The organism is uncultured Sphingomonas sp. (genome assembly GCF_946477935.1).
GTDB lineage: Bacteria > Pseudomonadota > Alphaproteobacteria > Sphingomonadales > Sphingomonadaceae > Sphingomonas.
On record NZ_CAMLAC010000016.1, the window covers coordinates 1 to 23,033 of the forward strand.

The 23,033-nt window shown below is 61.9% G+C and carries 22 protein-coding genes and 2 pseudogenes; 8 read left to right on the forward strand and 16 right to left on the reverse strand.

The features are described 5' to 3' along the window. Window positions 1-183 precede the first annotated feature (183 nt). From Q0U08_RS03375 to Q0U08_RS03395, 6 genes and pseudogenes are all read right to left on the reverse strand, one after another. Window positions 184-943 (reverse strand): annotated as a pseudogene (locus Q0U08_RS03375) (IS5 family transposase). A gap of 99 nt (window positions 944-1,042) precedes the next feature. Next, a protein-coding gene (locus Q0U08_RS03380) for an IS5 family transposase (protein WP_298089731.1) occupies window positions 1,043-1,809 on the reverse strand; the annotation gives its coding sequence in 2 pieces (ribosomal slippage) (window positions 1,043-1,485 and window positions 1,485-1,809; 768 coding nt in all). A gap of 721 nt (window positions 1,810-2,530) precedes the next feature. Continuing rightward, window positions 2,531-2,809, reverse strand: a complete 279-nt coding sequence (locus Q0U08_RS19845) for a helix-turn-helix domain-containing protein (protein WP_367271097.1) — start codon at window positions 2,807-2,809, stop codon at window positions 2,531-2,533. Between the two features lie 156 nt (window positions 2,810-2,965). Further along, window positions 2,966-6,190 (reverse strand): TonB-dependent receptor, encoded by a 3,225-nt coding sequence (locus Q0U08_RS03385; RefSeq protein WP_298089732.1) that lies wholly within the window; start codon window positions 6,188-6,190, stop codon window positions 2,966-2,968. 437 nt (window positions 6,191-6,627) lie between these two features. Continuing rightward, window positions 6,628-7,179 (reverse strand): annotated as a pseudogene (locus Q0U08_RS03390) (IS5 family transposase); the annotation flags it as partial. A gap of 118 nt (window positions 7,180-7,297) precedes the next feature. Then, the gene (locus Q0U08_RS03395; protein WP_298089733.1) at window positions 7,298-7,636 is read right to left on the reverse strand and encodes a hypothetical protein; all 339 of its coding nucleotides are present in this window, start codon (window positions 7,634-7,636) and stop codon (window positions 7,298-7,300) included. Window positions 7,637-7,933: 297 nt separating this feature from the next. On the opposite strand from Q0U08_RS03395, the gene Q0U08_RS03400 reads away from it, so the two are divergent. After that, window positions 7,934-8,095, forward strand: coding sequence for a hypothetical protein (locus Q0U08_RS03400; RefSeq protein WP_298089735.1), 162 nt, complete (start codon window positions 7,934-7,936; stop codon window positions 8,093-8,095). A 126-nt stretch (window positions 8,096-8,221) separates the two neighbouring features. Here the strand turns inward: Q0U08_RS03400 and Q0U08_RS03405 are convergent, their stop codons facing one another. After that, on the reverse strand, window positions 8,222-8,572 hold the full coding sequence (locus Q0U08_RS03405) for a VOC family protein (protein ID WP_298089736.1): 351 nt from the start codon (window positions 8,570-8,572) through the stop codon (window positions 8,222-8,224). A gap of 154 nt (window positions 8,573-8,726) precedes the next feature. On the opposite strand from Q0U08_RS03405, the gene Q0U08_RS03410 reads away from it, so the two are divergent. Further along, complete coding sequence (locus Q0U08_RS03410; protein WP_298089737.1) at window positions 8,727-9,269, forward strand: TetR/AcrR family transcriptional regulator; 543 nt, start codon at window positions 8,727-8,729, stop codon at window positions 9,267-9,269. A gap of 124 nt (window positions 9,270-9,393) precedes the next feature. On the opposite strand, the gene Q0U08_RS03415 is transcribed toward Q0U08_RS03410, so the two are convergent. The 3 genes from Q0U08_RS03415 to Q0U08_RS03425 form a co-directional block, all read right to left on the reverse strand. Then, the gene (locus Q0U08_RS03415) at window positions 9,394-9,606 is read right to left on the reverse strand and encodes a helix-turn-helix transcriptional regulator (RefSeq protein ID WP_183981904.1); all 213 of its coding nucleotides are present in this window, start codon (window positions 9,604-9,606) and stop codon (window positions 9,394-9,396) included. Beyond that, on the reverse strand, window positions 9,599-9,988 hold the full coding sequence (locus Q0U08_RS03420; RefSeq protein ID WP_298089738.1) for a hypothetical protein: 390 nt from the start codon (window positions 9,986-9,988) through the stop codon (window positions 9,599-9,601). Before Q0U08_RS03420 ends, Q0U08_RS03415 begins: the two co-directional genes overlap by 8 nt. Window positions 9,989-10,070: 82 nt before the next feature. Then, on the reverse strand, window positions 10,071-10,325 hold the full coding sequence (locus Q0U08_RS03425; protein WP_298089739.1) for a hypothetical protein: 255 nt from the start codon (window positions 10,323-10,325) through the stop codon (window positions 10,071-10,073). Between the two features lie 557 nt (window positions 10,326-10,882). On the opposite strand from Q0U08_RS03425, the gene Q0U08_RS03430 reads away from it, so the two are divergent. The 5 genes from Q0U08_RS03430 to Q0U08_RS03450 all read left to right on the forward strand — a co-directional run bounded on the left by Q0U08_RS03430 (window position 10,883) and on the right by Q0U08_RS03450 (window position 16,181). Next, window positions 10,883-12,388, forward strand: a complete 1,506-nt coding sequence (locus Q0U08_RS03430; protein WP_298089741.1) for an SAVED domain-containing protein — start codon at window positions 10,883-10,885, stop codon at window positions 12,386-12,388. 8 nt (window positions 12,389-12,396) lie between these two features. Next, window positions 12,397-13,533, forward strand: a complete 1,137-nt coding sequence (locus Q0U08_RS03435; RefSeq protein ID WP_298089742.1) for a hypothetical protein — start codon at window positions 12,397-12,399, stop codon at window positions 13,531-13,533. A gap of 24 nt (window positions 13,534-13,557) precedes the next feature. Further along, complete coding sequence (locus Q0U08_RS03440) at window positions 13,558-15,324, forward strand: ThiF family adenylyltransferase (protein ID WP_298089744.1); 1,767 nt, start codon at window positions 13,558-13,560, stop codon at window positions 15,322-15,324. Next, a complete protein-coding gene (locus Q0U08_RS03445; protein ID WP_298089745.1) occupies window positions 15,305-15,811 on the forward strand; it encodes a Mov34/MPN/PAD-1 family protein in 507 nt (168 codons plus the stop codon). The genes Q0U08_RS03440 and Q0U08_RS03445 overlap by 20 nt, the downstream gene beginning before the upstream one ends. Before the next feature lie 133 nt (window positions 15,812-15,944). Then, a complete protein-coding gene (locus tag Q0U08_RS03450; RefSeq protein ID WP_298089746.1) occupies window positions 15,945-16,181 on the forward strand; it encodes a hypothetical protein in 237 nt (78 codons plus the stop codon). A 206-nt stretch (window positions 16,182-16,387) separates the two neighbouring features. Here Q0U08_RS03450 and Q0U08_RS03455 read toward each other — a convergent pair whose 3' ends face one another. The 5 genes from Q0U08_RS03455 to Q0U08_RS03475 are packed head-to-tail and all read right to left on the reverse strand — an operon-like array spanning window position 16,388 to window position 21,122. Continuing rightward, window positions 16,388-17,074 (reverse strand): hypothetical protein, encoded by a 687-nt coding sequence (locus Q0U08_RS03455; RefSeq protein ID WP_298089747.1) that lies wholly within the window; start codon window positions 17,072-17,074, stop codon window positions 16,388-16,390. Then, window positions 17,061-17,468 (reverse strand): hypothetical protein, encoded by a 408-nt coding sequence (locus Q0U08_RS03460; protein WP_298089748.1) that lies wholly within the window; start codon window positions 17,466-17,468, stop codon window positions 17,061-17,063. The genes Q0U08_RS03455 and Q0U08_RS03460 overlap by 14 nt, the downstream gene beginning before the upstream one ends. A 32-nt stretch (window positions 17,469-17,500) precedes the next feature. After that, entirely contained in the window at window positions 17,501-19,495 is a 1,995-nt protein-coding gene (locus Q0U08_RS03465; protein ID WP_298089749.1) for a DUF3732 domain-containing protein, read from the reverse strand. Further along, window positions 19,496-19,987: a three component ABC system middle component gene (locus Q0U08_RS03470; RefSeq protein WP_298089750.1), complete on the reverse strand. Its 492-nt coding sequence runs from the start codon at window positions 19,985-19,987 to the stop codon at window positions 19,496-19,498. Beyond that, the gene (locus Q0U08_RS03475; RefSeq protein ID WP_298089751.1) at window positions 19,980-21,122 is read right to left on the reverse strand and encodes an ABC-three component system protein; all 1,143 of its coding nucleotides are present in this window, start codon (window positions 21,120-21,122) and stop codon (window positions 19,980-19,982) included. Before Q0U08_RS03475 ends, Q0U08_RS03470 begins: the two co-directional genes overlap by 8 nt. 579 nt (window positions 21,123-21,701) lie before the next feature. Here Q0U08_RS03475 and Q0U08_RS03480 point away from each other — a divergent pair. Further along, window positions 21,702-22,589: a hypothetical protein gene (locus Q0U08_RS03480; protein WP_298089752.1), complete on the forward strand. Its 888-nt coding sequence runs from the start codon at window positions 21,702-21,704 to the stop codon at window positions 22,587-22,589. An 86-nt stretch (window positions 22,590-22,675) separates the two neighbouring features. On the opposite strand, the gene Q0U08_RS03485 is transcribed toward Q0U08_RS03480, so the two are convergent. Then, window positions 22,676-22,957, reverse strand: coding sequence for a hypothetical protein (locus Q0U08_RS03485; protein WP_298089753.1), 282 nt, complete (start codon window positions 22,955-22,957; stop codon window positions 22,676-22,678). Between the last annotated feature and the right edge of the window lie 76 nt (window positions 22,958-23,033).

Genomic DNA, 23,033 nt, shown 5'->3' on the forward strand with positions numbered 1-23,033 from the left:
GGCAAGAAGCTGCGCAAACAGGTTTGTCGACTGGAATGTCGAAAATCATGTGTTTGACGACGCAGTTCGCGCTGACGTTTGCGACCTGAATCAGCACCTCCACCGCAGCATAAGTTGGATAGCCGAGGTCAAGAGGTTAACGTCAATCCGTAGATGTCCATAATTCGACCCTAGGCTCAGGACTCATTGATTGATCCAGAAGATGACGGCCGCGGCGAGTGCGATGGCGGACATGAAGGCGTGAGGGCATCGGTCGTAGCGGGTGTGGATGCGCCGCCAGTCCTTCAGGCGGCCGAACATGTTCTCGATCCTGTGGCGACGTCGGTAGAGGACGGCATCATGCGGTATCGGCGCCTTGCGGCCTTTGCGAGACGGGATGCAGGCCGCGGTGCCGCGCGCTGCGAGCGCCTGGCGGAACCAGTCGGCGTCATAACCGCGATCCGCAAGCAGCACCGGAGCGGCAGGCATCGCCTCCAACATGAGGGCTGCTCCCTTGTAGTCGCTCATCTGCCCTTCGGTGAGCAGCATGACGCGCGGGCGTCCCGATCATCGCAGACGGCGTGCAGCTTGGAGTTCAGACCACCCTTGGTTCGCCCGATACATCGGGGAAGAGCCCCTTTTTGAGCAGGCTGGCCGCCGTCCGGTGCGCTTTCAGATGCGTGGCATCGATCATCAACTGATCTGGTGGCCCGCCCTCGGCCGCCAGTCCGGCAAAGATGCGGTTGAACACCCCCATCCGGCTCCAGCGGATGAACCGATTGTAGACCGTCTTGGACGGGCCATACGCCGCTGGCGCATCCCGCCAGCGCAGGCCGTTGCGGATCACGAAGATGATCCCGCTGACGATCCGCCGGTCATCCACGCGCGGTACGCCGTGCGACAGCGGAAAGTAAGGCGCGATCCGCTGCATTTGCTTGTCCGTCAGCCAGAACAGGTCACTCATCGGCGGTTCCTCCGCCGCCAATGAATCAACCCACCACACATCACGCAAGCCGCTTAATGGGTCCTGAGCCTAGTGGGTACCAATGCGTCGGTAAAACCATTAGGCCGTAGACTCATAAGCGCGCAGCCACAGCCGCATTGAGGCGAGCTGGATCATGGCGAGGAAGTTGGCGGCGAGCTTGTCGTAGCGGGTGGCGACACGGCGGAAGTGCTTCAGCTTGGAGAAGAAGCGCTCGATGAGGTTGCGCTCGCGGTAGAGCCGCTTACTGAAGCACGGCTTCCAGCGCCGGTTGCTCTTGGGCGGGATGTTGGGCGTGGCGCCCTGATCCTGGATCAGCTCGCGGATGCGGTCGGCGTCGTAGGCCTTGTCGGCCAGCACGATGGTGCCCGGGCCGAGGCGGTCAAGCAGCGTGTCGGCGATCTGCCCGTCGTGCGTCTGCCCGGCGGTCAGGCCGAGCCGGATCGGGAGGCCCTGCGCGTCGACGACGACGTGGATCTTGGTCGTGAGCCCGCCGCGTGATCGACCGAGACAGTGATCTGCACCCCCCTTTTTGCCGTCGCAGCCTGCTGGTGGGCGCGAACGGAGGTGCTGTCGATCATTTGGATGTCGCCGTCGTGCGCGGCGGTGATGGCGTCCATCAGCCGATCCCACACGCCCGCCTCTCGCCATCGCGCGAAGCGGTTGTAGCACGTGGTGCGCGGGCCGTAGCGCTCGGGCAGGTCGCGCCACGGCGCCCCCGACCGCAATACCCAGAAGATTCCGTTCAGCACGCGCCGGTCGTCAACGCGCGGCACGCCCCGAGGCTTGTTGGGCAGTAGCGGCTCGATCACGCGCCACTCGAAGTCAGTCAGGTCGTATCGGCTCATGCCGAGCTTGAATCAGAAGTCAGCGCATCGCGAAAGGTCCGCTGACACGATTGCGGACAGCGAGCGGAAGGGTATGGTGCTCATATGTGGCAATTCGCTGTCCTTGCTCTGGCGTCCACGGCCCCCGCCGGACAACAGAACCTTACCTTCGACGGCGAAGCCTTCGGAGCGCGACGTGCTCTGACCTGCACTTGGTTCACCAACTTTGAGAACAGTCGGTTCGAGCGATGCCAGGACGCCACGGGAAAACTGCTGCAGGATGGCGATGGCGCATCGATCAAGTGTGTCCGAGGTGTATGCGAGCAATTGGACGCAGCGGCCCGCAAGGCAGCGCGGTGGAAAAAGCCTGAGCCACCATGGGGAACGTTCAAGGTGGTGCTGGTCGGGCGCGTAAGCCTCAACCCCCACGAGAAACGCTACCTTGGTGACGCCACCAGAACCGTCCTCATCGAGAAGCTTACAAGCGTCCGCGCGTCAAAATAGCGGTAGCGGCGCTTATGAGTTCACGTCCTAGTCTGGTAGGCCAAGGGTCCCATTTAATAACTCGGCCTGACCGGCTAACATGCCTCGTTGGAGATTGTTGGTGACAAGAACCAAACTAGCATTCAGCTTTGCCAAGGGAGCAGTCATGGGAGCGTTGCTGGTCCATGCTGGCGTAAGACTGATGTCCGTATTGGTTTAAAGGCTGTTACAGTCATTGAGAGGGGCATATAGATTGCTGCTACCCTAACAACTCTTCTGGATTGACCTGCAGCGCCTTCGAAATACGGTACAGCGTGAGCAGCGTTATGTTGTGATATCCAGATTCTATTCGGGCAAGTTGCGACCTGTTCATATTCATTGCACTGCAGAGTTCTTCTTGCGTAAACCCCTTCGATAAGCGGGTTTGCGAAACGCGTTTTGCAACAATCCTCATAAATGATTGCTGATCATTGCTATGCAAATGTGACGACCTGGCATGACGGATGGAGGTGATACCGGGTGATGAGGTCTCTACCATGTTGTCACCCCTAGCGATAACGACGATGTTTATAGAGCGTCATATAATCGCCTTACAGATATTGGCTTATATGTAGCACCCAAACTGCTCAAAAGGCATAATCAGGTGCGATAGGAGGGAGTTAGCTGATGCTAAATCCCTCCTAATGACCTGAAATTAGAAGTTCATTCCGAGTTGGAGCCGGATGTATCGAGGGGCTTGGTACTGCGTCACATAACGGTAGTCTCCGCGAGGAGCACCGCTACCTTGTGTGCCAAACTCGTTGAAGTCGATCCGAGCCTTTTCTGCAAAAAGGTTAAATACATCGACACGGAATGTAGCATCAAAGGTGTCGACAGGGACGCGAAACTGAAATGTCACATTCGTCTGAGTTTGCCAATCCGAGGTAAATACCGTGCCGCGGCGAACTGGCTGCAGGGTGCTTTGCGCCGGCGTACCTGTTCCTGCAGTAGGATCAGTAACGATCTGCCCGTTGACGACGTTACAGAAATAGCCTGCCGCGCCGTACTGGCCCGCAAATGAGTCAACCCGATTTGGCACGCGGCCTAGGCAGGCGTAGTGCCGCGGTGAGGCAGCGCTGAAGTTGGCGCCAAAGGTGAACCAATCGTTGAACCGGTAAGAGCCATAAGCCTTCAAGCTGTGCCTGACATCGGTAGGCAGATAACCATAGGAGGCAACGGTGAGGCCTGGCTGATCAAACGCGGTGGTCAGACCGGAGTCTGACTGGCCATTGTCTGATCGAACACCCCCTTCGATGTTACCGATGGTTTTGCCAAAGGTGTAGTTTGCTGCAATACTCCAAATACCGTCAAATTCACGTTCCGCCCAAAGCGTCACGGCCTTGTAGGTTCTTTGTGCCTTGGGATAGCCCAACTCTGCGGCAGTAAAGTTCACCGTACGCGCCGTGGCCTCGCCATTTACGGGGTCCGACAAAGTAATAGTGGAATTGGCGCCAGGATTAGCAAGTACGTATTGATGGAAGCCGGACCAGATTGGTGCACGATTATTGGGATTAGCCGTAGTAGGAGCGGCTACAGTGCAATCCAGATTATTTCTGGCACAATAGCCATTTACAGCGGCATCAATGGCGATGTCTTCCAAAGACTCGTTCAGCTTGCGGTACATGCCAAATGCACCGATCTTCCAACGTTCACCCAAACGCTGCTCGTATCCCACGACATACTCGTCCATGGACTGGGATTTAAGATTGCGTGCTACCGTTGACTCAGTCGAAGCTGCAACGCCGTCCGCATTGACTTCGCAGTTCGCCGCAGTCCCGGTGGCGCCGGGAGTAGGACCTGGGCAGGGCACGCCCCCAGAAAATAGCACCGGTGACCCGAGGATCGGCACATTGTTCGCCCCGACCCCCACTGCACGATAATAGGCCGTATAATCGAGTTCGGCCCCCGCAAGACGGATATTGGTGTTCGTCGGCACCGGCAGGTAATAACGCCCGAAGAAGCCGTAAACTTTGGTTCGCTGATCTCCAACAGGATCGAATGCGACACTTATGCGCGGAGCCCACTGATTACCTGATTTGTAGTAAGTGACCCCATCAACATTGTCATTCGTGAACCGGTCATTCCGTATACCGGCAGTAACATTTATCCTGTTGTTAAATCCGGACCAAGCATCCTGGAAGTAAAATGCTTCATTTCGAGACTTGAAGGTTCCGCCCGTGACATAGGTACGACCTCCAACATACAACACATTGGGCGCTGAAACCCGCGCGTCGCCCGATGGACCCGAGAAATTGTATGTCCAAAACACGTTGCCTGTATAGTTAGTCTCGGCCACGGACGTCAGGTTTTCGCGATCATAGCCACCGCGGAAATGGTGCTCACCGAAAAGATTAACATAGATATCAGCATCTCCACGATAAAACTCGCGCTCGTCGGAGTTGGTGGCGATGGTTGTAGAGGGATTTCCAATTAGGACGGGGCTAAATTGCCCACTTTGGTCGCTGATTCCCGGATTTACTGTGTCAAACGGCAAAGATACGTCGCGGCTTTTGGTTTTTCCGTATGCGCCGGATAGCGTCAGCCACTTTGTGAATTGTCCGGTATATCGACCGACATAGCTCTCGCCACCGCCTAGATTTACAGACTGTCCAGCATAAGGGCCTGTCCGCGGACCAGCAGCATCAACGCGACTATCATAGCCGCCCCCCTGAGCGTCGACGACATTGTATTGGGTGGTAGTGCTTCGATTTTTCGTATTAAAATAAGTGAAATCGAGACGTTGACCATCCATGATCACGGCATCAATCTTGCCGCCATAGGACGGTGAGGCAATACGATAAACATTGCGGAAGGTGCCCGTGCTGAAAGGAGGGATTGCCTGCCTACCAGTTAACACACCTTGTGAGTTACGAATTTCTATGGAAGAGTTCGCATTGGCAGCCAGTCCGGTATCTTCCTGCCGATAGTTGCTAGTTTGATAAAATCCGTAAAAAAACAGGTGGTCTTTGATAATTGGACCAGATAGGCTGAAAATCGCCTGCTTGGTATCGCGAACGTCGTCGCGGTTCCACGCGTACAGAGTGTTGGGTTCATCCTCGCGCAAATCATCGGCGAGGTAGTTGAAGAGTACGCCACCGTGATACTCATTGCTACCCGACTTCGTAATCGCGTTAACGAACGCGCCGGTAAATCTGCCGTACTCAGCTGGTATCGAACCAACCTTTGTTTCGATTGTATTATAGAATTCAAAAGGCACTGTTGCCGATCCCAATCCTGTTCGTTGATTGGTGATGTTCAGGCCATTGATAAAAAATGCATTTTCCGAAACGGATGATCCGGCGATGGCTGGCAGGCTGCCAAAGGCACTGTCGCCGCCATTCGCGCCAGGTGCGAGAAGGACCACCGACGTCAGATCGCGCGACACTGGCACACGCGCCGCTAATTCGCCGACCTGAACCACCGATCCCACCGTGTTTCTGTCGAAATCGGCAACCTGTACGCGGCCGGCGGTCACCACAATGTCACCGCCTGCGACACCGGTTGCGGCCAACGTAAATTGGTTAGCAGATGATGACTGGGTCAAGTTCACCCGATTATCGACGAAGGTGTCGAACCCCTCAGCGGTGATCGAGAAGGTGTATACGCCGATGGGAAGGGCGGGCACTCGGAAGCCGCCATCATTACCGGTGGTAGCCGTGCGAGAAAAGCCTTGTGCATTGGAGGTAATTGTTACCGTAGCTCCAACTACCGGCTCGCCATTCGTCCCTTGCACTTTGCCGGTGGCAGCGACCTGCGTGAAATCCTGCGCCGCGACCGGCGTCGTTATCATGGCGATTGGAGCGCCAGCTCCCAGCAGAGTTAAAGCCTGCACCGCTGTTCCTAAACGAAGCGTCATGCCCAGCGCGGTTGGTCTTTTCATTAAGATAACCCCCTATCTATTCATCACTCATGATGACCAGTTGCCTAGCGTCCCTGTTCGCCGGGTGGGGTATGGTTTGCCATTCGGCACTACCTGTAAAGAATATTGTATACTTCGAATGCATCGAAGGATCTAAGTTGCATAATTGCAACGACATCCAAGCTTCTAGGTACTTCTGCTGCTTAAAAATTGCGCATACGTATTAACGGCAGCTTGAAAAACGAGCATCAGTGAGTTGCTTTACTATAACGGTAAAGCTGCTACTGCCGAATCATCGAAATGTACGGTGCAGTACAATTTTGTTTAAACTGTTATAATTAATTCCGTTCCTGTAGATGTCTTACATTACTATTTAAAAGTGACTTATATGACGTTGATTTACTAGACCTTTTTATTTCTGAGCGTCTTTCTCTGCTAGGGTCAGGACTCGTCGGCCAAAGCCAGAAGATGACTGTGGCGGCGAGAGCGACGGTGGAGAAGAACGCCACCGTGGGGCAGCGGTCGTAGCGCATGGCGACGCGCCGCCCTTGAGGCGGCCGAACATGATCTCGATGCGGCTGCGGCGCCGATAGCGCCGCTTGTCGTATTTGACCGGCTCGTTGCGCGGCGTGCAATCCGGGATACAGGGTTGGATGCCCCTGGCTTGGAGAACGTCCCTGAACCAATCAGCGTCATAGCCGCGGTCGCCGAGCAGCCACTGCGCTTTTAGCAGGTCGTACAGCAGCGCTACCGCGCCGGTGTAGTCGCTGACCTGCCCGGCGGTCATGAAGAAGCTCAACGAGCGGCAGTTCGCGTCATCGACGGCATGGAGCCCTTCGACAAGCTCAAGAGAGCCTTGGTGTTCATGCCGCCTTTTGTGCGTCCGATCAGGCGGCCGAGATCCCCTTTTTAACCCGCAGGCTCGATGCCGTGCGGTGTGCCTTCAGGTAGGTCGCGTCGATCATGACGGTCTTCGGCTCGGCATCGCTCGGAGCCAATCCCTCCATCATGCCAGGATGGTGCCCGCCGACGCCTGAAGCGCATTGTCGACGTCGTCTGTGACAAACTGAGGAAAGATTGTCGTGAGGCGGCCTCCATCCGTCTGGTGGAGGCCACTGGTAAGTGCGATCAGCTGAGTTTGGCTTCGATCTCACCCAAGGTACGATTGTAGCTGGCGCTCTCACCGGCGCTGAGGAAACCCTGCTGCTTTACGTACTTTGCGGAGTCAGTAAGGACCCAGTCGATCTTCTTCTTCATCTGCGCGGCATTCATAGCCGATACCCTGCCTGCCTTCCGAGCGGCGGTCAGCTTTGCCTCGACCGCGCCAATACGTGCCGTCAGCTTCGTCTGGAGGACATCGACCTTATGGTCTGCATGCTGCGGTGTCGGTGCGGCTATGGCAGGAACGGTCGCGGCGGACAGGCCGAGGATGGCAACGAGAAGAGTGCGCGAAAACTTCGTACGCATTGAGGTGCTCCAGCTGCGCACGAATAATCCGTGCGCAAGGCATCTACTATGTAGATCAACCTGAATGGATGCTGCTGCAATCGTACAACAATGGGCTCGAGCGCTGATTTTTCGCCAGCGCATCTCGAACAGCTGCGCTGGCGAAACAGGTGACTATTCCGCGTCGGTAGCCGCGGCCGCCTTACGGCTACGCTTCGGCTTTGGCGCGGCTTCCTCGGCGGGTTCAACTGCCTTGGCAGGCTGTCCGGTCTTGCGGCCGAGGCCGATCACGATCCCGTAGACAACATTCGACAGCCGATGGCCTACGCACTGGCGCTCAACGATGCTGGGGTGCCGGTTGATATGCGCCTCTACGCGAAGGGAGGGCATGCGTTCGGAATGCGGCCAACCGCTCACCCGATCACAAAGGAATGGCCGGGACAGGTCGAGCAATGGTTGCGTAATATCGGCGTGCTGTAACCGCATAGCGATATGGAGGGGCGCGCTCCAATATGGGATCGCGCCCCATTCCCGAAACTCGATCCCAATGGGAATGCCCCGACCGTCTCGCTGGCCGTTCCCAATCTGGAAAGTTTGAGATCAGCGCTATTCGATCGGCCGGCCAATGCGGACGAGAAGACCGCTGGGATCGCTGACGGCAAACTCATAAGTGCCCCAAGGCTTTGCGTGCGGGGCACCGTCTTCGATGATCAACTCCCGAACGGCATCTGCCAACGCGTCGACGTCTTCGGCATAAAGGTACAGGCCGAAGGGATTGTCCTCGATATTCTTCGGCCATCCCTCCGCATAGGTCAGATGGAGGTGCCAGCCTCGGCCGTCTTCGAGTATACGATAATAACCATAATCACTGACGACGGTGAATTTTAGACGCCGGTAGAAAGCTTCACTCGCGTCGAGATTGCTGCTCGGTATGATCGCAACGGCACGATGTTCCATCTCTCAGCGCTCCATGAATGATGCTCGTAGCGATGACGGTCGGGATCAGCCTTGGCGAGTGCGAAAACGCCCTTGGAAGGCCGAGGCGGACTATCGTCCCCGATAGTCCGAAGCCCGAGGCTTTCAGGGCGATCCTCGCATGGTAGATCGGGCCATGGCAGAACTTGCTTCCTGGAACCCACGGCAGCTTTCGAAAACCGAGATCGCCATCGTCGAAGCGTTTCGCACGTTGGCGATCGAACGGCGATATGGCGCAATTCGCGTAATCGACATCCTCGACCATGCCGGCGTCGGCAAATCCACGTCCTACGAGCATTTTCAGGGGAAGGACGATGTTCTTCTGACGGCATTGCGGCCGATCCTACTGGCGCTTGCCACCGCCGCGTCGGGACGGGCAGCGCGGTCCTACGTCCGGCCTGTCATCGAACATCTCTGGGAGAAGCGGTCATTTGTGAGGCTGATCCTGGATTCCTCCGCCGCTTCGATCCTGCAGCGCCGCTTGACTGATGCTATCGCTATGCACGGCGGCAGGCAGATTGACGCTAAAGGTGCTCCGCTTTTCGCGGTGGGTATAGCCGCGGCCCAACTGGCGATGCTGCGATGCTGGTCGGCAGGTCACGTAGCCATGACGGTAGATGCGATGACCGACCAGTTGATCGCTTGCTCCCGGCTCAAAAACGATGGCTCACCCTTATGACAGTGATGGCCGAGGCAGATTGCTCTTTCCCGCTTCACCATTCCAATGGGAATGCCCCGGCCGTCTCAATGGCCGTTCCCAATCGGGAAATGGCCCTCAGAGAATGTGACCGCCCTAAGCACCGCTAATCTTCCCACCGGAATACTTCGTCGAGAGGCTTTCCAAGGACCTTGGCTATGCGAAAGGCAGCTTCGAGAGATGGCGAGTACTTACCCTGCTCGATCGCAGCGATGGTCTGACGGGTTACGCCGATGCGCTCGCCTAATTCCGCTTGGGTCATTTCACCGGCCAGAAAGCGCAAGGTGCGAAGCTGGTTGGTAATCCTGCCCTCAACCATGCCAGCCCCGCCGATAGCTCGCTACCACGACGCCGTACCGGACTATCTCGGCAGCGACCAAAGCCAGTAGGGCTGCGTTGCTGATCTGCCATCCCTGTTTGCTGAACGGCATGACGACGCCGACGACGATCATGCCAGTCAGCAGTACGAAATAGGCAATGCGGGTGCCGCGTCGATCGATCGCCCGATCCCGCTCGTCGGCTTTGGCTCGGGCTTCCTTGCCTGCCTGAACCGCCAACAGGATACTTCCGACAATCATGATAACCGCCTGTGCGATCGCGACGCCACCGAACAAGAGCAGCATATCGAGCATTGATCGCTCTGATGCCCTAACCAGGGCGAAGTAGGCACCGTAGGCCACCACCATCACCAAGAGCGTCAACCAAGCCTGCTTCTCACGCCATGCCATACCAACCCCCGAGTCGAATAAAGATAACTCCGTGTCATGTATTCTTGACATTGAGTCAAGCACGTTTGGCGCGGACAAGTTTGATCGTCGAATGGCGCTTGGCTGATTGCTGGTCTCGAAACACCATCGTTTGCGGGACAGCTGGCGCGTAGCAAGCGGCAGCTATCTGCTGCGGGGCTTCTGACAGCTGCCGGGCAAGAAAGTTCCAATTGAGGTCATCAGCAACCAGATGACGGAAAACCCGGTTGCCGCCATGAATGTGCGACAAACAGGTGGTTTGCGCCACCTGTGCCGGCCCGCTGTCGCTCACGTGCTTCTCAGGTCAAATACGGTACTGCCCAGCCCCTCAATAGTCCGTGCTTTCGGTCAGGCTCGAGGTGAATGCTGCGCTGACCCATACCCGGTCATTCACCGCGGCCAAAGCGCTTCTCGGAAGCGGTCGTTGGTTCAGGTGCCAAATGACGCCCAAAACTGGGTCGCCGGTTGACTGTCCGCTTCGATACGGGAGCGCGTGAGGCCGACACCGAGATACCACTGACTGCGTCGGCATTGGGTGGCGCTTGCTGAACCGCAGGTTCAAGTCGTCTTGGGATCTGCTCGCTATTTATCCTTCAGCGGCAAGCCTTCGCTATTTTTTACATCGCGACCCGCAGGAACGGGGATCCGGAGCTCTGCTCGGTCACGCTTGCAGGCGAAGTGCCGTGCGCCCGACCACCCGCCAGATGGAGGCACCGCCCGCCCCGGGGCGAGGATGACACGAACGAAAAAAGAACGCGCCACTGTTTGAAAGGTTACTATGCAGTAACCACATGGCAGGCAGCGCCCGGGCGATGACATGGGCGAGCGAGAGAAGGGGCCCATTCCGAAATGTCGAACGCCGTCGAGCCGCGTTGGCACGGGGACAACTACCAGTCGCGTTTCTTCTGGATCCACGCGGCATCCCTGCTTGACGCCGAGCGCCCCGAAATCGTCGAGGTCACGTTCGAGGCGGACGGCCCCAAGGCCTTCGATGATGTCGTAGTGCGCTACGATCCGGGCCGCCCCAGCGCTTCAGGGCCTGGCCGCGTCACGGTCGACTACCACCAGATCAAGTGGCATGTGGACCGCAGCGGCCGCTTCGGCTTCGCGGACCTGACCGATCCCGCCTTCATCGGCGCTACAAGCGTCTCGATCCTGGAGCGCCTGATGCAGGCGAAGCGGGACGCTCCCGACGATGCTGCCTTTCACCTAATTACCACCGACAAGTTGACCGATGGCGACCAGCTGGGCGAGCTGCTCTCGCCCATCGACGGCTCGCTGCGCCTCCACAAGCTCAAGGAGGGCAAGACCGACGAGAGCCGGATGGGGAAGGTCCGCAAGTGCTGGCGCGAGCACCTAGGACTCGCCGACGACGAACAGCTCTACGCCGTGCTGGAAGGGCTGCACATCAAGGACAGCCACTACGATCTCGAATACCTCCGCAAGCAGGTGAGCCTGAACTTCAGGCTCGTGGGACTGGTCGGCAACGAGGATGCGACCGCCTTCCACTACGACGAGGCCGCGCGGCAGCTGAAGATCAAGAAGCTGAGCCGCTTCGACCGGGCCAGTTTCGAGGAGTGGTGCCGGACGGAGAAGTGGTTTCTGCCGAAGCGCCCCGCCAGCCGGGGCAGCGTGGCCATCCGCACCTTCGCGCCCGGCGCGACCCCAGCCCACATGCTGGAGGCGCCACCGGAACGGACGATCGACCTAACTGAGCACTTCGACGGGCGACAGTTACGAGAAGGAACGGCCTGGGCAAATCTCCAGCGCCCTGTCGCTGACTTCCTCCGACGCATGCTGGCGAAGCGCGCCGACATGCGCCTCTTCATGGATGCGCACGCCTCCGTCGCATTCCTCGCCGGTGCTACGCTCGGCTTCAAGACCGGCGCTGACGTCGAGATCGTGCAGAAGGGCATGAACAACCCCGGTCAGGTATGGAACGCCAAGGACGGCGCGGACGGCCCGGCCGCCTCGATCGACATCGAACCGGCGGGAGATGGCAAGGACATCGCCCTGTCGGTCGGCCTTGCGCGCGATCCGATCCAGCAGGTGCGGGATTACGTCGCCGCCGAACTGCCGAGCGTCGGCTCGATCCTGCGCGTCGTCCCCGATGGCGGGGTCGGCCAGGATGCAATCAGGGGTGGAGCGCACGCGGCGACCATCGCCTCGGCGATTGCCGCAGTCATCGCCGGCATACGTAAGCCCGGCGCGACGGTCCACGTCTTCGTCTCCGGACCGAACGCCTTCTCGTTCCTGCTTGGGCAGCAGGCAGAATCGATGGGGCGCTGCATACCCTACGAGTTCGACTTCAGCGGTCGCGTCGATGGCAGCTACAGACCCACCTTCAGCATCTAGAGGATCCAATGGAGCTCCGTCCCCAGTTCGACACCTTCCTGCGCGACATCCGCCCCAGCGAGCGGAACAAGGAGGAGTGGAAGCGCGGATCGAACACGCTGCGCGCCCGCCTGCTCGCCGACCCGGACCTGGCGCCGATCACCACCACGACCTTCCTCCAGGGAAGCGTCCGCCGCTCAACCGCCGTGCGACCCACGGGCGGAAAGCGATCGGACGTGGACGTGGTGATCGTCACCACCATCGACCACAACGTCGAGACGCCAGCGGCGGCGATGAAGCGCTTCGAGCCGTTCCTCAACCGGCACTACGCGGGCAAGTGGGTGCAGCAGGACCGGTCGTTCGGCATCGAGATGTCGTACGTCGACCTCGACCTGGTCGTGACGGCGCTCCCCACCGAGCCGGACGCCCGTGCGGCGCTCGCCGCGGTCTACCGCAGCCGCGCCGTCGAGACCGACGCCTCGATCGAGGAGGCGAGCGACTGGGTCGTCAACAAGAGCTGGGATCCGCAGCGCCACCTCGAGACGGCGAGCGTGCTGACGGAGGACACCGCCTCCAACTGGCGCGACGATCCCCTAATGCTCCCGGACCGGCCGATCAAGCAGTGGGGCCCCACGCACCCGCTGGCGCAGATTCAGTGGGCGGCCGACAAGAACCGGCGCTGCAACGGTCATTACGTGAACGTCGTACGGGCCATCAAGTGGTGGCGCCACGAGCACGCCGACGAGCTGCCGAAGTATCCCAAGGGGTATCCGCTCGAACACCTGATCGGCCACGTCCTGCCGGACGGCACCAGCTGCATCGCGGAGGGCGTGGTGCAGGCGCTTGAGGGCATCCGCGACAAGTTCAAGCTGCATGCCGTCGCCGGGATCGTCCCGACGCTGCCCGATCACGGTGTTCCCACCCACGACGTGCTGAAGCGGCTGACGCCGGCCGACTTCACTGCCTTCCATGCCGAGATCGCCAAGGCGGCGGATTTGGCGCGCAGGGCCTATGACGAGGTGGACAAGGACGCGAGCGGCGCGCTTTGGCAGGAACTTCTCGGCAAATGCTTCCCGCTTCCGGGTCCTGGCGGCGGTGACCGCGCCCGCGGCTTCGCGGCGCCGGCCGCGGCCGCGACGCCTCGCCAGTCGGATCGCTTCGCCTAGGCGATGGCGATTCCAGCAGATCTGGTGGCGGCGCTCGCGCCGCTGCCGGAGGATCCACGGTTCGAGCTGGTCGGGGGATGGAAGGACTGGACGGGTGGGATCTACTCCTTCCAGTTCCGCGCCCGTCTCTCTGTCGAGCCGAGCGAGCACATGCCGGAATGGAGCGGTTGGCACTTGGTCGCCTCGGGCGACGCCACCGACCGCGACGTCCGCATCTATCCAGACGCGACCGACGGGATTGTCGCGACGTTCCCGCACCAGGACTTCAACGGTCCGCCGGAAGGTGTCCGGCCATGGCGGGTCGGCAAGCCATGCCTGGAGCGGCCCGCCGCCGTCTTCCAACGCGAGGGCTGGGCCAGCGAGCCGAACGACGTGGCCGAACGGCTCATCTGGCGGATCGGGCGCCTCCTGGCCTGGATTGACGCCGCCGCGGAGAACCGGCTGCTCGTCGAAGGCGACCATCTCGAATTACCGATCTACCCGGCTGTCGACGTAAACAGCGTGCTGGGCTTCCGGGAGACTGCCGAGGATCTCGACTGGTGGGTCGCGCCCGACCAGCACTGGGGGTTCGCCACCGTGTCCGAGATACCGGGCGTGCGTGCCACCGGCGTCATCCACGACTTCATGGATCCCCATAGGCGCAGCATCCGGCGCATTCCTTGGAGCACCGCCATTCCGGTCGACGAGAAGCGCGTCGATGCGGTCTGGCTCGTCCTGCCCACGTTCGCGGTGTTCGAGCCCTGGCGGGCCGCGACGACCTGGCACGAACTCACCGCCATGTGCGCAGGCGTCTCGATCGACCTTCCCGCAATCCTGGCAGACGCCGGCGCCAGACTGCGCCACATCCAGCGTCCCAAGCACGCGTCGCCCGTGCTCCTGCTCATCGGCTTCCCGTTGGAAGAGACATTCGGGGGCGAGCCTAAGCGCTTCCACTGGATCGCCGTCCGCAACCTGCGGCTGTGCACCCGCGACGACGTTCGCCGCGGCCACTCCGGCACGGCGGCGGCCCGGCGCGCTTGGGACGTCGAGCTCGCGAGGTCGAACCGGCCGTTGGAGTGGCAACGCACCGCCAATTGGGCGCCGGACCAGCTTCGCAAGCGCGGCGAGGCGGAGGAGGAGGTCCGTGCCAAATCCATCCTTGTCATCGGATGCGGAACGCTGGGAGCCGCCGTGGCCGAGAACCTCCTCCGCATGGGCGTAACCCACATGGCGCTCCTCGACGCCGACGTCTTCCACGTGGGGAACCTGAGCCGGCACGTGCTCACCATGGCGGACGCCGGCCGCGGCAAGGCCGAACGTCTCGCCCGCCGCCTGAACATGGCGGCGCCCGACGCGGACGTCATCGCCCTGCCCCTCAGCTTTCCGCCTACGAAGCCCGTCGAGGTCGCCAGCCTGGAGGACTGGGACGTGGTGGTGGACTGCACCGCGTCGGATGCCGTCCTGCGCGACATGGCGGATTTCCCCTGGGGAACGGAACGGGTCTTCGTCAGCCTGGCGATGACCTGGCGGGGGAAGGGTCTGTTCGCCTACACCGCATCGGAGACCGGCTTTCCGGCGATCGACGCAATGGAGCGGTTCGCGGCCGCGTCGCCACCGCCGGAAGGGGAACTCGTCGGTCAGATGGAGGGCATCGGCTGCTGGCATCCGGTGTTCCCCGCGACAGCCGACGACGTGAACCTGTGGGCCGCGATAGGGTCGAAGTTGGTGCGGCGCGCCATCGTCGACAGGGGCAAGACCGCGTCCCTCTACCTGCAGCGGGAGGACGGAAGCGTTGACCGGACAGACGCCTGATCCGATCGAGTTCACCGAGGGTGGAGCAGCCGGAGCGTCGATCTGGCTCTCGCCGCGCGCAGCCGCTGCCATGATGCAGGCTGCAACGGAGGCCGGCCGCCGGGAGACCGGCGGGATCCTCATCGGACGCTACGGGCCCGAGCCGTGGAGCGCGGACATTGTGGAGGCGACGCCCAAGCCGAAGGGCTCGCGATCAGGCTGGTTCTGGTTCCAGCGGTCCAGCTCCGGCCTCGCAGAGCTCCTGGAGGCCCGCTGGGCCGCGGGCTTTCACTACCTCGGCGAGTGGCACTTCCATCCAGGTGGAGCGCCGGTCCCGAGCGGCCCCGACATCCGAGCGATGCAGAAGGTCGCCAGCGACCAAGCCTACCGCTGCCCGTCACCCATATTGGTCATCCTCGGCGGACGGCCGCGAACCGGCTGGTCGATCTCCGCGACACTGTTCCGGGACGGCCACGACGTGAGACTTACAGGGCGGCCGATCCGTTGAACGCCCTCGCTTGTTGCATCGTGCAATATACGCCGACCGCCAGCTCCAGCTTCGATCGGTTGGCGACACGGAGGGCAATCCTATTCACGTCACCACCCGGAAGCCGACGCTAATTTTCAATGCAGAGGACCCTATGACCAGTGACGTGAAACCGTGGGATGGCGAGTTGGTCCGCAAGTGGCTGGAGCGCCGCTTCTCGGCCTCCATGGCCGATCAGGATAGGGCGGACCGGCACGGCTGCGGCTACGAGGGCGACTACGACAGGGCCGCTGCCGAGGAATGGGTCTGCCGCGTCGCGAAGAGCAGCGAGGCCACCAATAGTCAGCTGCGTTTCGGGGAGCTACTGAGGAATCTGCTCGGCAAGGAATAGTATCGCCGAATCGGCGTTCACGACGACCGCCGGTTCGAACGGGAGGTGCGATCCTACATCCGCAAGTTGATCAAGATGGCCAAGGCGAACACGGGGTTCGAGAATACCGCCCGCTACCAGTGAGCCTCTCGAAGCCGGGTACCGGGTGCCGGCTAGGCCGCTCGACGAGACCCGAGGCGGATCACGTTGGGAGCCTCGGCGCCGTACTATGGTGCCAAACGGAGCACCGACTGGAACCACGACCTGACGTGCCTCTCCGCTGTCGGGCTCTTCGGCGTGACGCGGTAGCGGAATGCCACGTCGTGGTGCTCGACGAGATCCTGGACCGTCAGGCCCATCCGGTTGGTGACCAGCACCGACTTTCCCCCGAGGACGCATTCGGCGGCCATGCCGACGGAGGCGCGGCCGATCGGCAGCGACAGGTTGCCGCCGAAATACTTCATCTCACCATGCACGACGACCACGCCATGATGCGGGTCCGCGTTCGCGGCGCGACACGCGGCCGCGTCGACCGCCGGCAGAACCAGGAGATCGAATTCGTGAAGCAGGCTGCCCGACATGGTGGCGGCCGAAACGCCGACCGCGGTCCTGCCCGCGACCTTCACTCCCAGGTGAGCCTCTAGGTCCTGCTTGCCGGGCTTAGTCATGCGCGCGAACGTGAACCCGGGCGACGGCAGGCGGCCGGGGCCACGCCGGAAGATGGGCGCGGTCACCGTCGCACCCGTGCCGTCTCGGAGAGATAGGCTCCACCCCATGCCCTTCGCCGCCTCTAGCAGAAGGGTGAGCACGTAAGCCTCGAAGAGGTCGTGCTGCTCGGCCTTGGCGGCGTAGCCGAGGTCGAGCGCCACGCCGAGGGCTCCCTCGATCACCTTCAGGAGGTCACTCGCCGCCATCGAGTCGTCCCCTCAGCTCCTCGAACATCGCGCGCCGCGACGCGAGCTGAGCGAGGGCCGCCCTCCTGCGCTGCCCGCGCAACCGGTCGCGGTCGCCCAGCGCGAAGTCGCCGTCCTCTTCCAGGGGACCTGATGGCCACTCACCGTCGCCCGCGTCCGGGTCGGGCTTGAACAGCACCTCGTCGGCCCCGAGCCGGTCCAGCGTGCGGATCTCAACCTCGGCGAGATCGACGGTGACGCCCTCGGCCGCGTCGATGAGCGCGCGCGCCCGCGCCCTGCGCTCCGCCGTCGCGTAGAGCCCGGCCTCCGCCTCGTCCGCGGCCCAGCCAAAGCCGTTGCGGGCCATCATCGCCCGGAGGTCCGCGATAAGGTCGTCGATCTCCTGGTCCTCCATCACCGATCAGTCGTCGACGAAGCCATAGCTGGTCAAGTCGCCGCGGACTGGGCATACCAGTGCCTGGGGATAAGCCAGTCCTCGGCCGCCCTCCAGTTGCCGACCGACACGTAACTCGTCTCCTCGCCCCATGCGTTGCGGTCGGCGTGGTCGAGGATGATGATCTGCAGCTTGGATTCGAGCGCGGCGTGGACGTGCGCGACCGCCTTGAATATCTGTCGGGTCCGCTCAAGGTCGTCCCGACGCCTTCCCGCCGCCACCTCTCCGTCGGCGTCCACAAACTCCTCATATGTGTCACTCGGGAAGTAGACCTGGCTCGGCTGATCTATGACGAGGAAGGACGGAACCGGGTTCGCGACCCCCCGGCGCAGGAAGACTGCGTGCAGCGAGAACATCATGGCGAGGTGATATGCCATCCAGTTCTCTCCGCTCCCGATCTCCCAGAGAAAGTCGGGCTTGTTCGCTCCTTCGCGCAGGAAGCTGAGGTTTAGCTCGCGATAGTCGAGTGCCGGGATACCCTGGGCGCCCTCGATGCCGAGGACCTTGATGAACCTGGTAACGCCACGGGATATGCGCGCTCCGATCTCCCGCTCCCGGGCCTGCCGCGTCCCTGAATCGAAGCCCCTATCGAGCTCGGCCAGCTTGGCTTGCAGCTTCCTGACCTTGGCGAGCAGCCCGCCCTCACCTTCGACCTCGCCTAGCATAAGCAACGCCTGTTCCGTGCTGCCGATGAAGCGGTAGACGCTCTCCAGACTCTGTGTACGCCCCTGCTCGCGACCGACCGCCGCCTCCGCTCCCGCGCGGGTCCGCCGGACATCGAGGAGCCGCTGCTCGCTCGTGAGGAGCTCGCGTTCGATCTCGACGATTTCGCGGTCCACCATCGGCGCGGTAGAGGTGGTGCCCGCCGTAAGCTCCTCGAGTTCCGCTATGGGTTGCTCGAGTTCATCGAGAGCCCGGCGCGCCACCTCGGAACCGTTGCCGCAAAGCACGCATTCGTCGTTGACGATGGCGTCGCGCAGCCAGCCGACACCGCGCACGCGATCCCTCTGATCGGCAAGGACCGCGTCATAGTCGGACACGGAGCTGCGAAGGCTGCGTAACCGCCTCAGCCTCCGACGGCGGTCCGCGATGTCGCGATCCAACTCGTTCTCGCGCTTGCGCAGCTCCTCCAGATTCCTCACCGCGGCCGATACCCGCCCGGGCGAGGCGGCGGACGCCCCCGCCGCATCCACCACCCCTCGGAGGAGGGCGATCACCTCCTGGAGATCATCCGGCAGAGGCCCGAGCGGCAAGAGGCCGAGTTCCTGTGCACGGAAGAAGGCGCCCGTCGCGTTAGCGCGCCAACGGTCGAGGGCCTCGCGCCTGATCCTGAGATCGGCCTCCGCCCGGCGCAGCTCGTCGCGCAGCAGCTTACGCGTGTGCGACCTGACGAGATCCTCGTTGGTCACGATGCCCAGCGCGAGCGGAAGCACGTTTCGCAGCTTCTCGCGGTGCTCCGACGTGTCCGCCTTGAAGAACATCGTGTAGGGATTCGCCACGATGTGCTGCGGAAGGAAGTTGAATGCCGCCATGTCGCGGAAGCTGGCGCGCGCATTATAGCCGCGCATCTCGGGATCGGTGCTGAGGTTCGACAGCTGCGACAGATCGTCGAAGAGCTGCTTTATGCGGTCGGTCCGCGCGTTCCGACCCGGCCGGGTCGGAAGCGGAGTGGCGCACTCTTCGCCTTGCTGAAGCCAATATGCGTCGGACACCTCCCTCGCCTCGGGCTTCGCACGGGCCAGCCGCATGGGACCGACCTCGGTGCCCAGAGTGAGCCCGAACCAGGAGGCCTCGTCCCTTATCATGCCAACGGGAATGAAGCTGGAACCGGCTCCCAGGACGTAGTCGATAATGGCTGCGATCGAGGACTTGCCCGTGCCACTCCAGCCGCTGACGACGCTGATCCGGTCCGGATCGAGGCTGATGACGCGCGGTTCGTGGCGGATGTCCTCGGGCCAGACGATGATCTCGCGAATGTACAGCTTCATCTACAGTCGAACTCCCAGTCGATGGAGCAGGGTCGGCAGCCCTTCCATGGCGTACCAGGCGCCGAGCCGCTTCGCCGCGGCGAACGTCTCGTCCAACCGCCCGTCCGCACGCCGGATCTGCTTCGGAAGGTCGTTCCCGACGGCCCTGAAGGTCGGCAGCCCGCCGCCATGCTCACGAAGGAGAATGCCGGCAGCCGTCCCCACCTGCAACGCACGTAGCGCCTCCGCCATGGCGTCCTCCACTCGACCCTGCAGGCCGGCAACGATGTCGGGAACCTCCGAGATCGCCTTCAGCAACCCGCTGTCCAGGTTCATGCCGCGGATCTTCTGAACGGTCCTGTGATGGAACAGCATGCCCTCGGCGAGCAGGAAATGGGCGAGCATGGGCGTCCTCCCCTCCGCCTGATCGGAGAAGCTGCGGGCCAGGTGCCAGAAGGCGGCGGCACCGTATGCGGGGTTCCGGAGGACCACCTCCTCGTGATCCTCACGCATCGCGCGTGCCCTGGTAGTCGGGATCCCACCAGACGAGGTCATCGTCGGCGAGGCGATGGTAGTGGCCCGACGTCATGTACAGCTCGTGACAGGGCTGCCCGAGGAGAGCCTCGTGATGGTTGTAGGTCGTGCCCGCCAGGATGAGCTTGCCACGCTCCACTCGCGTTCTCGACCCATGCTCCAGCTTCACGCGTCGCCTCTCCTGAACCCAACGCTGCTTGAGCCTGTTCCCGCGGTCGGTCCATTCGCGCAGCGGGATCTCCCCCTCCCGGGCCAGCCTGTCCTTCTCCACGTTGAATCGCACGAAGTGCTCGATCGCCTCCAGCACCTCGTCATCCTCCGTCTCGATCCGCCCGAGGTGGTCTACGAACGGGCGCCCGCGCGTCCTCGCGACGTCACCCGGAGCGACGTCCAAGTCCGAAGCCGGACGGGGAAGAAGCCTGCTGCGCACCAGCGATCGCTCGATCTTCCGGCATTGCGTCAGGCTCGCCTTGCGCGAGACGATCGCTGGCCTTCCCTCGTCCCAGGCATCCTTGAGGACGGAGTGGAACCAGCCCACCAGTGCATCCAGCACCTGATCCCGGTCGACCGCCGGATCGATCCCGAAGCCGTTCGCGATCTCCGACCGAGCCGCCTTCACATCGTAGTCCTCGACGAGCTCGATGCGGCTGAGAAGCTGGCCGAGAACCTTATCAGGTTCGGCGAGGACATCGTCCACGATGACCTGGACTTTGGTGGGCGGGCCATCCTTGGGTAGTGAGCGCCCCCCGGCCCCGGCCCTGCGCAACGCCGCGACCGTCTCGGTCACCGACTCGCCGTCGACGCCGTTCCTGAGCAGACCGACGATCCGGCCGCTCGCCTGAACGTTCGTCGTCAGGAAATACTTGCCGGAGAACACGCCGGACTCACGGTATGCCATGATCCAGATCTGGAGCGTTCGCCACAGGGAAGTGCCCCGATCGCCTAAGATGCGGGCTCCCGACCTGACCGAGTTCTTGTCCTGCTCCTGAGCGACGACATCTCCAGCGCGGTGCCTGGACACGTCATCGACGACCTCGACACCGACTGACTCGTCGTGCGCGGCCCCGCTGAGATGATGCAGCGCACGTTCTAGCTGCAGCAGCAGCCCCGCCATCTGCGGGCCCGCCGAATGGTCAGAACGACCTTTCAAGAACTCGCTCCCTCTGCGCATCCATGGTCGCATCCTGAGCGATGGCTCTTGAATTGCCAAGTCGATCGCGGGTCTTAGCTGGGCCAGTGGATTGACTGGGCATCTTCCAACATCAAGGCTGGACCGCCGAGGCGACGCAACGGCTCCATTGTGTCACAATCCCGTGGCTCGAAGCGGCCGCGCCGACGACTTCCAAAGGCCACCCTCGAGCAAGTTGCGCGAGTTCGACAGCCTCGCGGTCGAAGCCGTCTTCGTCCTCGACAACCGCCACCGGCTCGCCAGACGCCCGAACGAGGTACCAAGCGCAGCAGGGACGATCGCCTGAAACGCAGACCTCTATCTCGGCATCCGGGACCCATCCTCGCCCTCAGTCTGCCACGCGTAACAGAATTCCCGTCGCTGTTCGCCGGGCGCCCCCATTCTCCCCAATCTTGCTTGTTTACGTGGTGTGCTATACTTACGTGTTATCATCGATTCACGTGGGGTGTAGTGATCATGGAGTTCCGGTCTCCGACCGTAGCCGTTCAGGAAAACGCGCGAGCGATGGCGTATCTCACCCGCAACCTGAGCGATCCGTCCGCAGGGCGGCAGCTGGTCGATGGTCTCGTCGAGGAGCTCGGCAACGCGGTGAACTGCTACCCCGACTGGCACCCGATCCTGACGGCGCCGCCGCGCAGACGATCGGAACACATCGCCGGGCTTTCGCAAATCAAGGCATACGCCGGCGTGGATCACACGACGGAGTTCGTAAGGGGCTTCGTGACCTGCCCTTATTCCGCGGAAACGGCAGACCGGCTGGTCGCGACGGTCGGACAGGTGCCTGGTCTTGATGCGCGAAGGCTTGATGGACCGCTCTACGCGGACGACGCCCACCCGGTCGTCGTCGTCGCCATGAACGTGGAGTTGGAGGCGGACGGGACCATCCGCAGCCGCGACGCGATCGCATGGTTCGCCCAGAACATGGCCGCAGCCTCCGATGGCGCGCAGGTGGCGGAGACGTGGTGGAACATCCGCCCGAACATACTCGGCGCCCCGCATGGCTCCCGCTCGTCGCTATTCGTGAACCAGCACGCCGGCCTTCACATGCGCAAGATCCTCGAGGCGATGAACGCCAGCGGGATGTTCGGTCCCGTCCTCGAGTCTTCACTCGACATGCTGTCGCCGAAGAAGCGTGACGCCATCGCCCGGACGCTCCTGCGCACCGCCATCGATGCGTGGGACCGCGAGAGCCCGTCGTTCGAGTTCGAGCTGCGTGGCGAGACCTGCAAGGCCGGAATTCGCGACACTTGGGACGACGGCATGGAACTGTCCATCCGCGTCGAAATCGGGAAGCACGACTTGTACGTGTCCGGCTTCCACTACCCAAAGGACGACAAGATCACGCACTCAGACCCCTCTGGCCGACGCAAGATCGCAGAGAAATTCTTGTAGGGGGATCTGGCGGACGAGCAGGCAGGGATGCGTCGAGCATGGAGCCCGAAGCCAACTGCCCCGCAGGTGACTGTAGATCGCGGATTTCAGGACGTGACGTTGCCGTAAAACATCAGCTGAACGGACGGCCAGGAAGCCAGCAAACTAATCGAAAGCGGCCGGTCCGCTATCCACCACCGGCAGGCATTCGAGCCCCCTGCCCCGCCGCCTGAACGGGCGTCCGCTTTCTCGCGATCGCCTTCCGAAAGCAGCCATTCCGCTATCCACCAGAAAGCCGCCGGTCTGCTGCGATTTGCCTTCAGGAAATTCGCACGATTGCTGCACATTCCGTTCGACTTCACCGCGCACCAGAGCGACAGCGTGATCACACGAACCGCAAGGGGCCGAGGCGCCCCGCCCCGCCCCAGGTGAGCCGCTCACCGGGGCTCTGGCTGGTGGGGCAGC

Bases quoted from the DNA above. Each gene is read 5' to 3' on its own strand.
- Q0U08_RS03410 (WP_298089737.1), top strand. From the start codon at position 8,727: ATGGCAGAACTTGCTTCCTGGAACCCACGGCAGCTTTCGAAAACCGAG.
- Q0U08_RS03385 (WP_298089732.1), bottom strand. From the start codon at position 6,190: ATGAAAAGACCAACCGCGCTGGGCATGACGCTTCGTTTAGGAACAGCG.
- Q0U08_RS03395 (WP_298089733.1), bottom strand. From the start codon at position 7,636: ATGCGTACGAAGTTTTCGCGCACTCTTCTCGTTGCCATCCTCGGCCTG.
- Q0U08_RS03470 (WP_298089750.1), bottom strand. From the start codon at position 19,987: ATGCGTGAGGATCACGAGGAGGTGGTCCTCCGGAACCCCGCATACGGT.
- Q0U08_RS03465 (WP_298089749.1), bottom strand. From the start codon at position 19,495: ATGAAGCTGTACATTCGCGAGATCATCGTCTGGCCCGAGGACATCCGC.
- Q0U08_RS03460 (WP_298089748.1), bottom strand. From the start codon at position 17,468: ATGGAGGACCAGGAGATCGACGACCTTATCGCGGACCTCCGGGCGATG.
- Q0U08_RS03435 (WP_298089742.1), top strand. From the start codon at position 12,397: ATGGAGCTCCGTCCCCAGTTCGACACCTTCCTGCGCGACATCCGCCCC.
- Q0U08_RS03430 (WP_298089741.1), top strand. From the start codon at position 10,883: ATGTCGAACGCCGTCGAGCCGCGTTGGCACGGGGACAACTACCAGTCG.
- Q0U08_RS03450 (WP_298089746.1), top strand. From the start codon at position 15,945: ATGACCAGTGACGTGAAACCGTGGGATGGCGAGTTGGTCCGCAAGTGG.
- Q0U08_RS03405 (WP_298089736.1), bottom strand. From the start codon at position 8,572: ATGGAACATCGTGCCGTTGCGATCATACCGAGCAGCAATCTCGACGCG.
- Q0U08_RS03400 (WP_298089735.1), top strand. From the start codon at position 7,934: ATGGCCTACGCACTGGCGCTCAACGATGCTGGGGTGCCGGTTGATATG.
- Q0U08_RS03475 (WP_298089751.1), bottom strand. From the start codon at position 21,122: ATGGCGGGGCTGCTGCTGCAGCTAGAACGTGCGCTGCATCATCTCAGC.
- Q0U08_RS03480 (WP_298089752.1), top strand. From the start codon at position 21,702: ATGGCGTATCTCACCCGCAACCTGAGCGATCCGTCCGCAGGGCGGCAG.
- Q0U08_RS03415 (WP_183981904.1), bottom strand. From the start codon at position 9,606: ATGGTTGAGGGCAGGATTACCAACCAGCTTCGCACCTTGCGCTTTCTG.
- Q0U08_RS03455 (WP_298089747.1), bottom strand. From the start codon at position 17,074: ATGGCGGCGAGTGACCTCCTGAAGGTGATCGAGGGAGCCCTCGGCGTG.
- Q0U08_RS19845 (WP_367271097.1), bottom strand. From the start codon at position 2,809: ATGGTAGAGACCTCATCACCCGGTATCACCTCCATCCGTCATGCCAGG.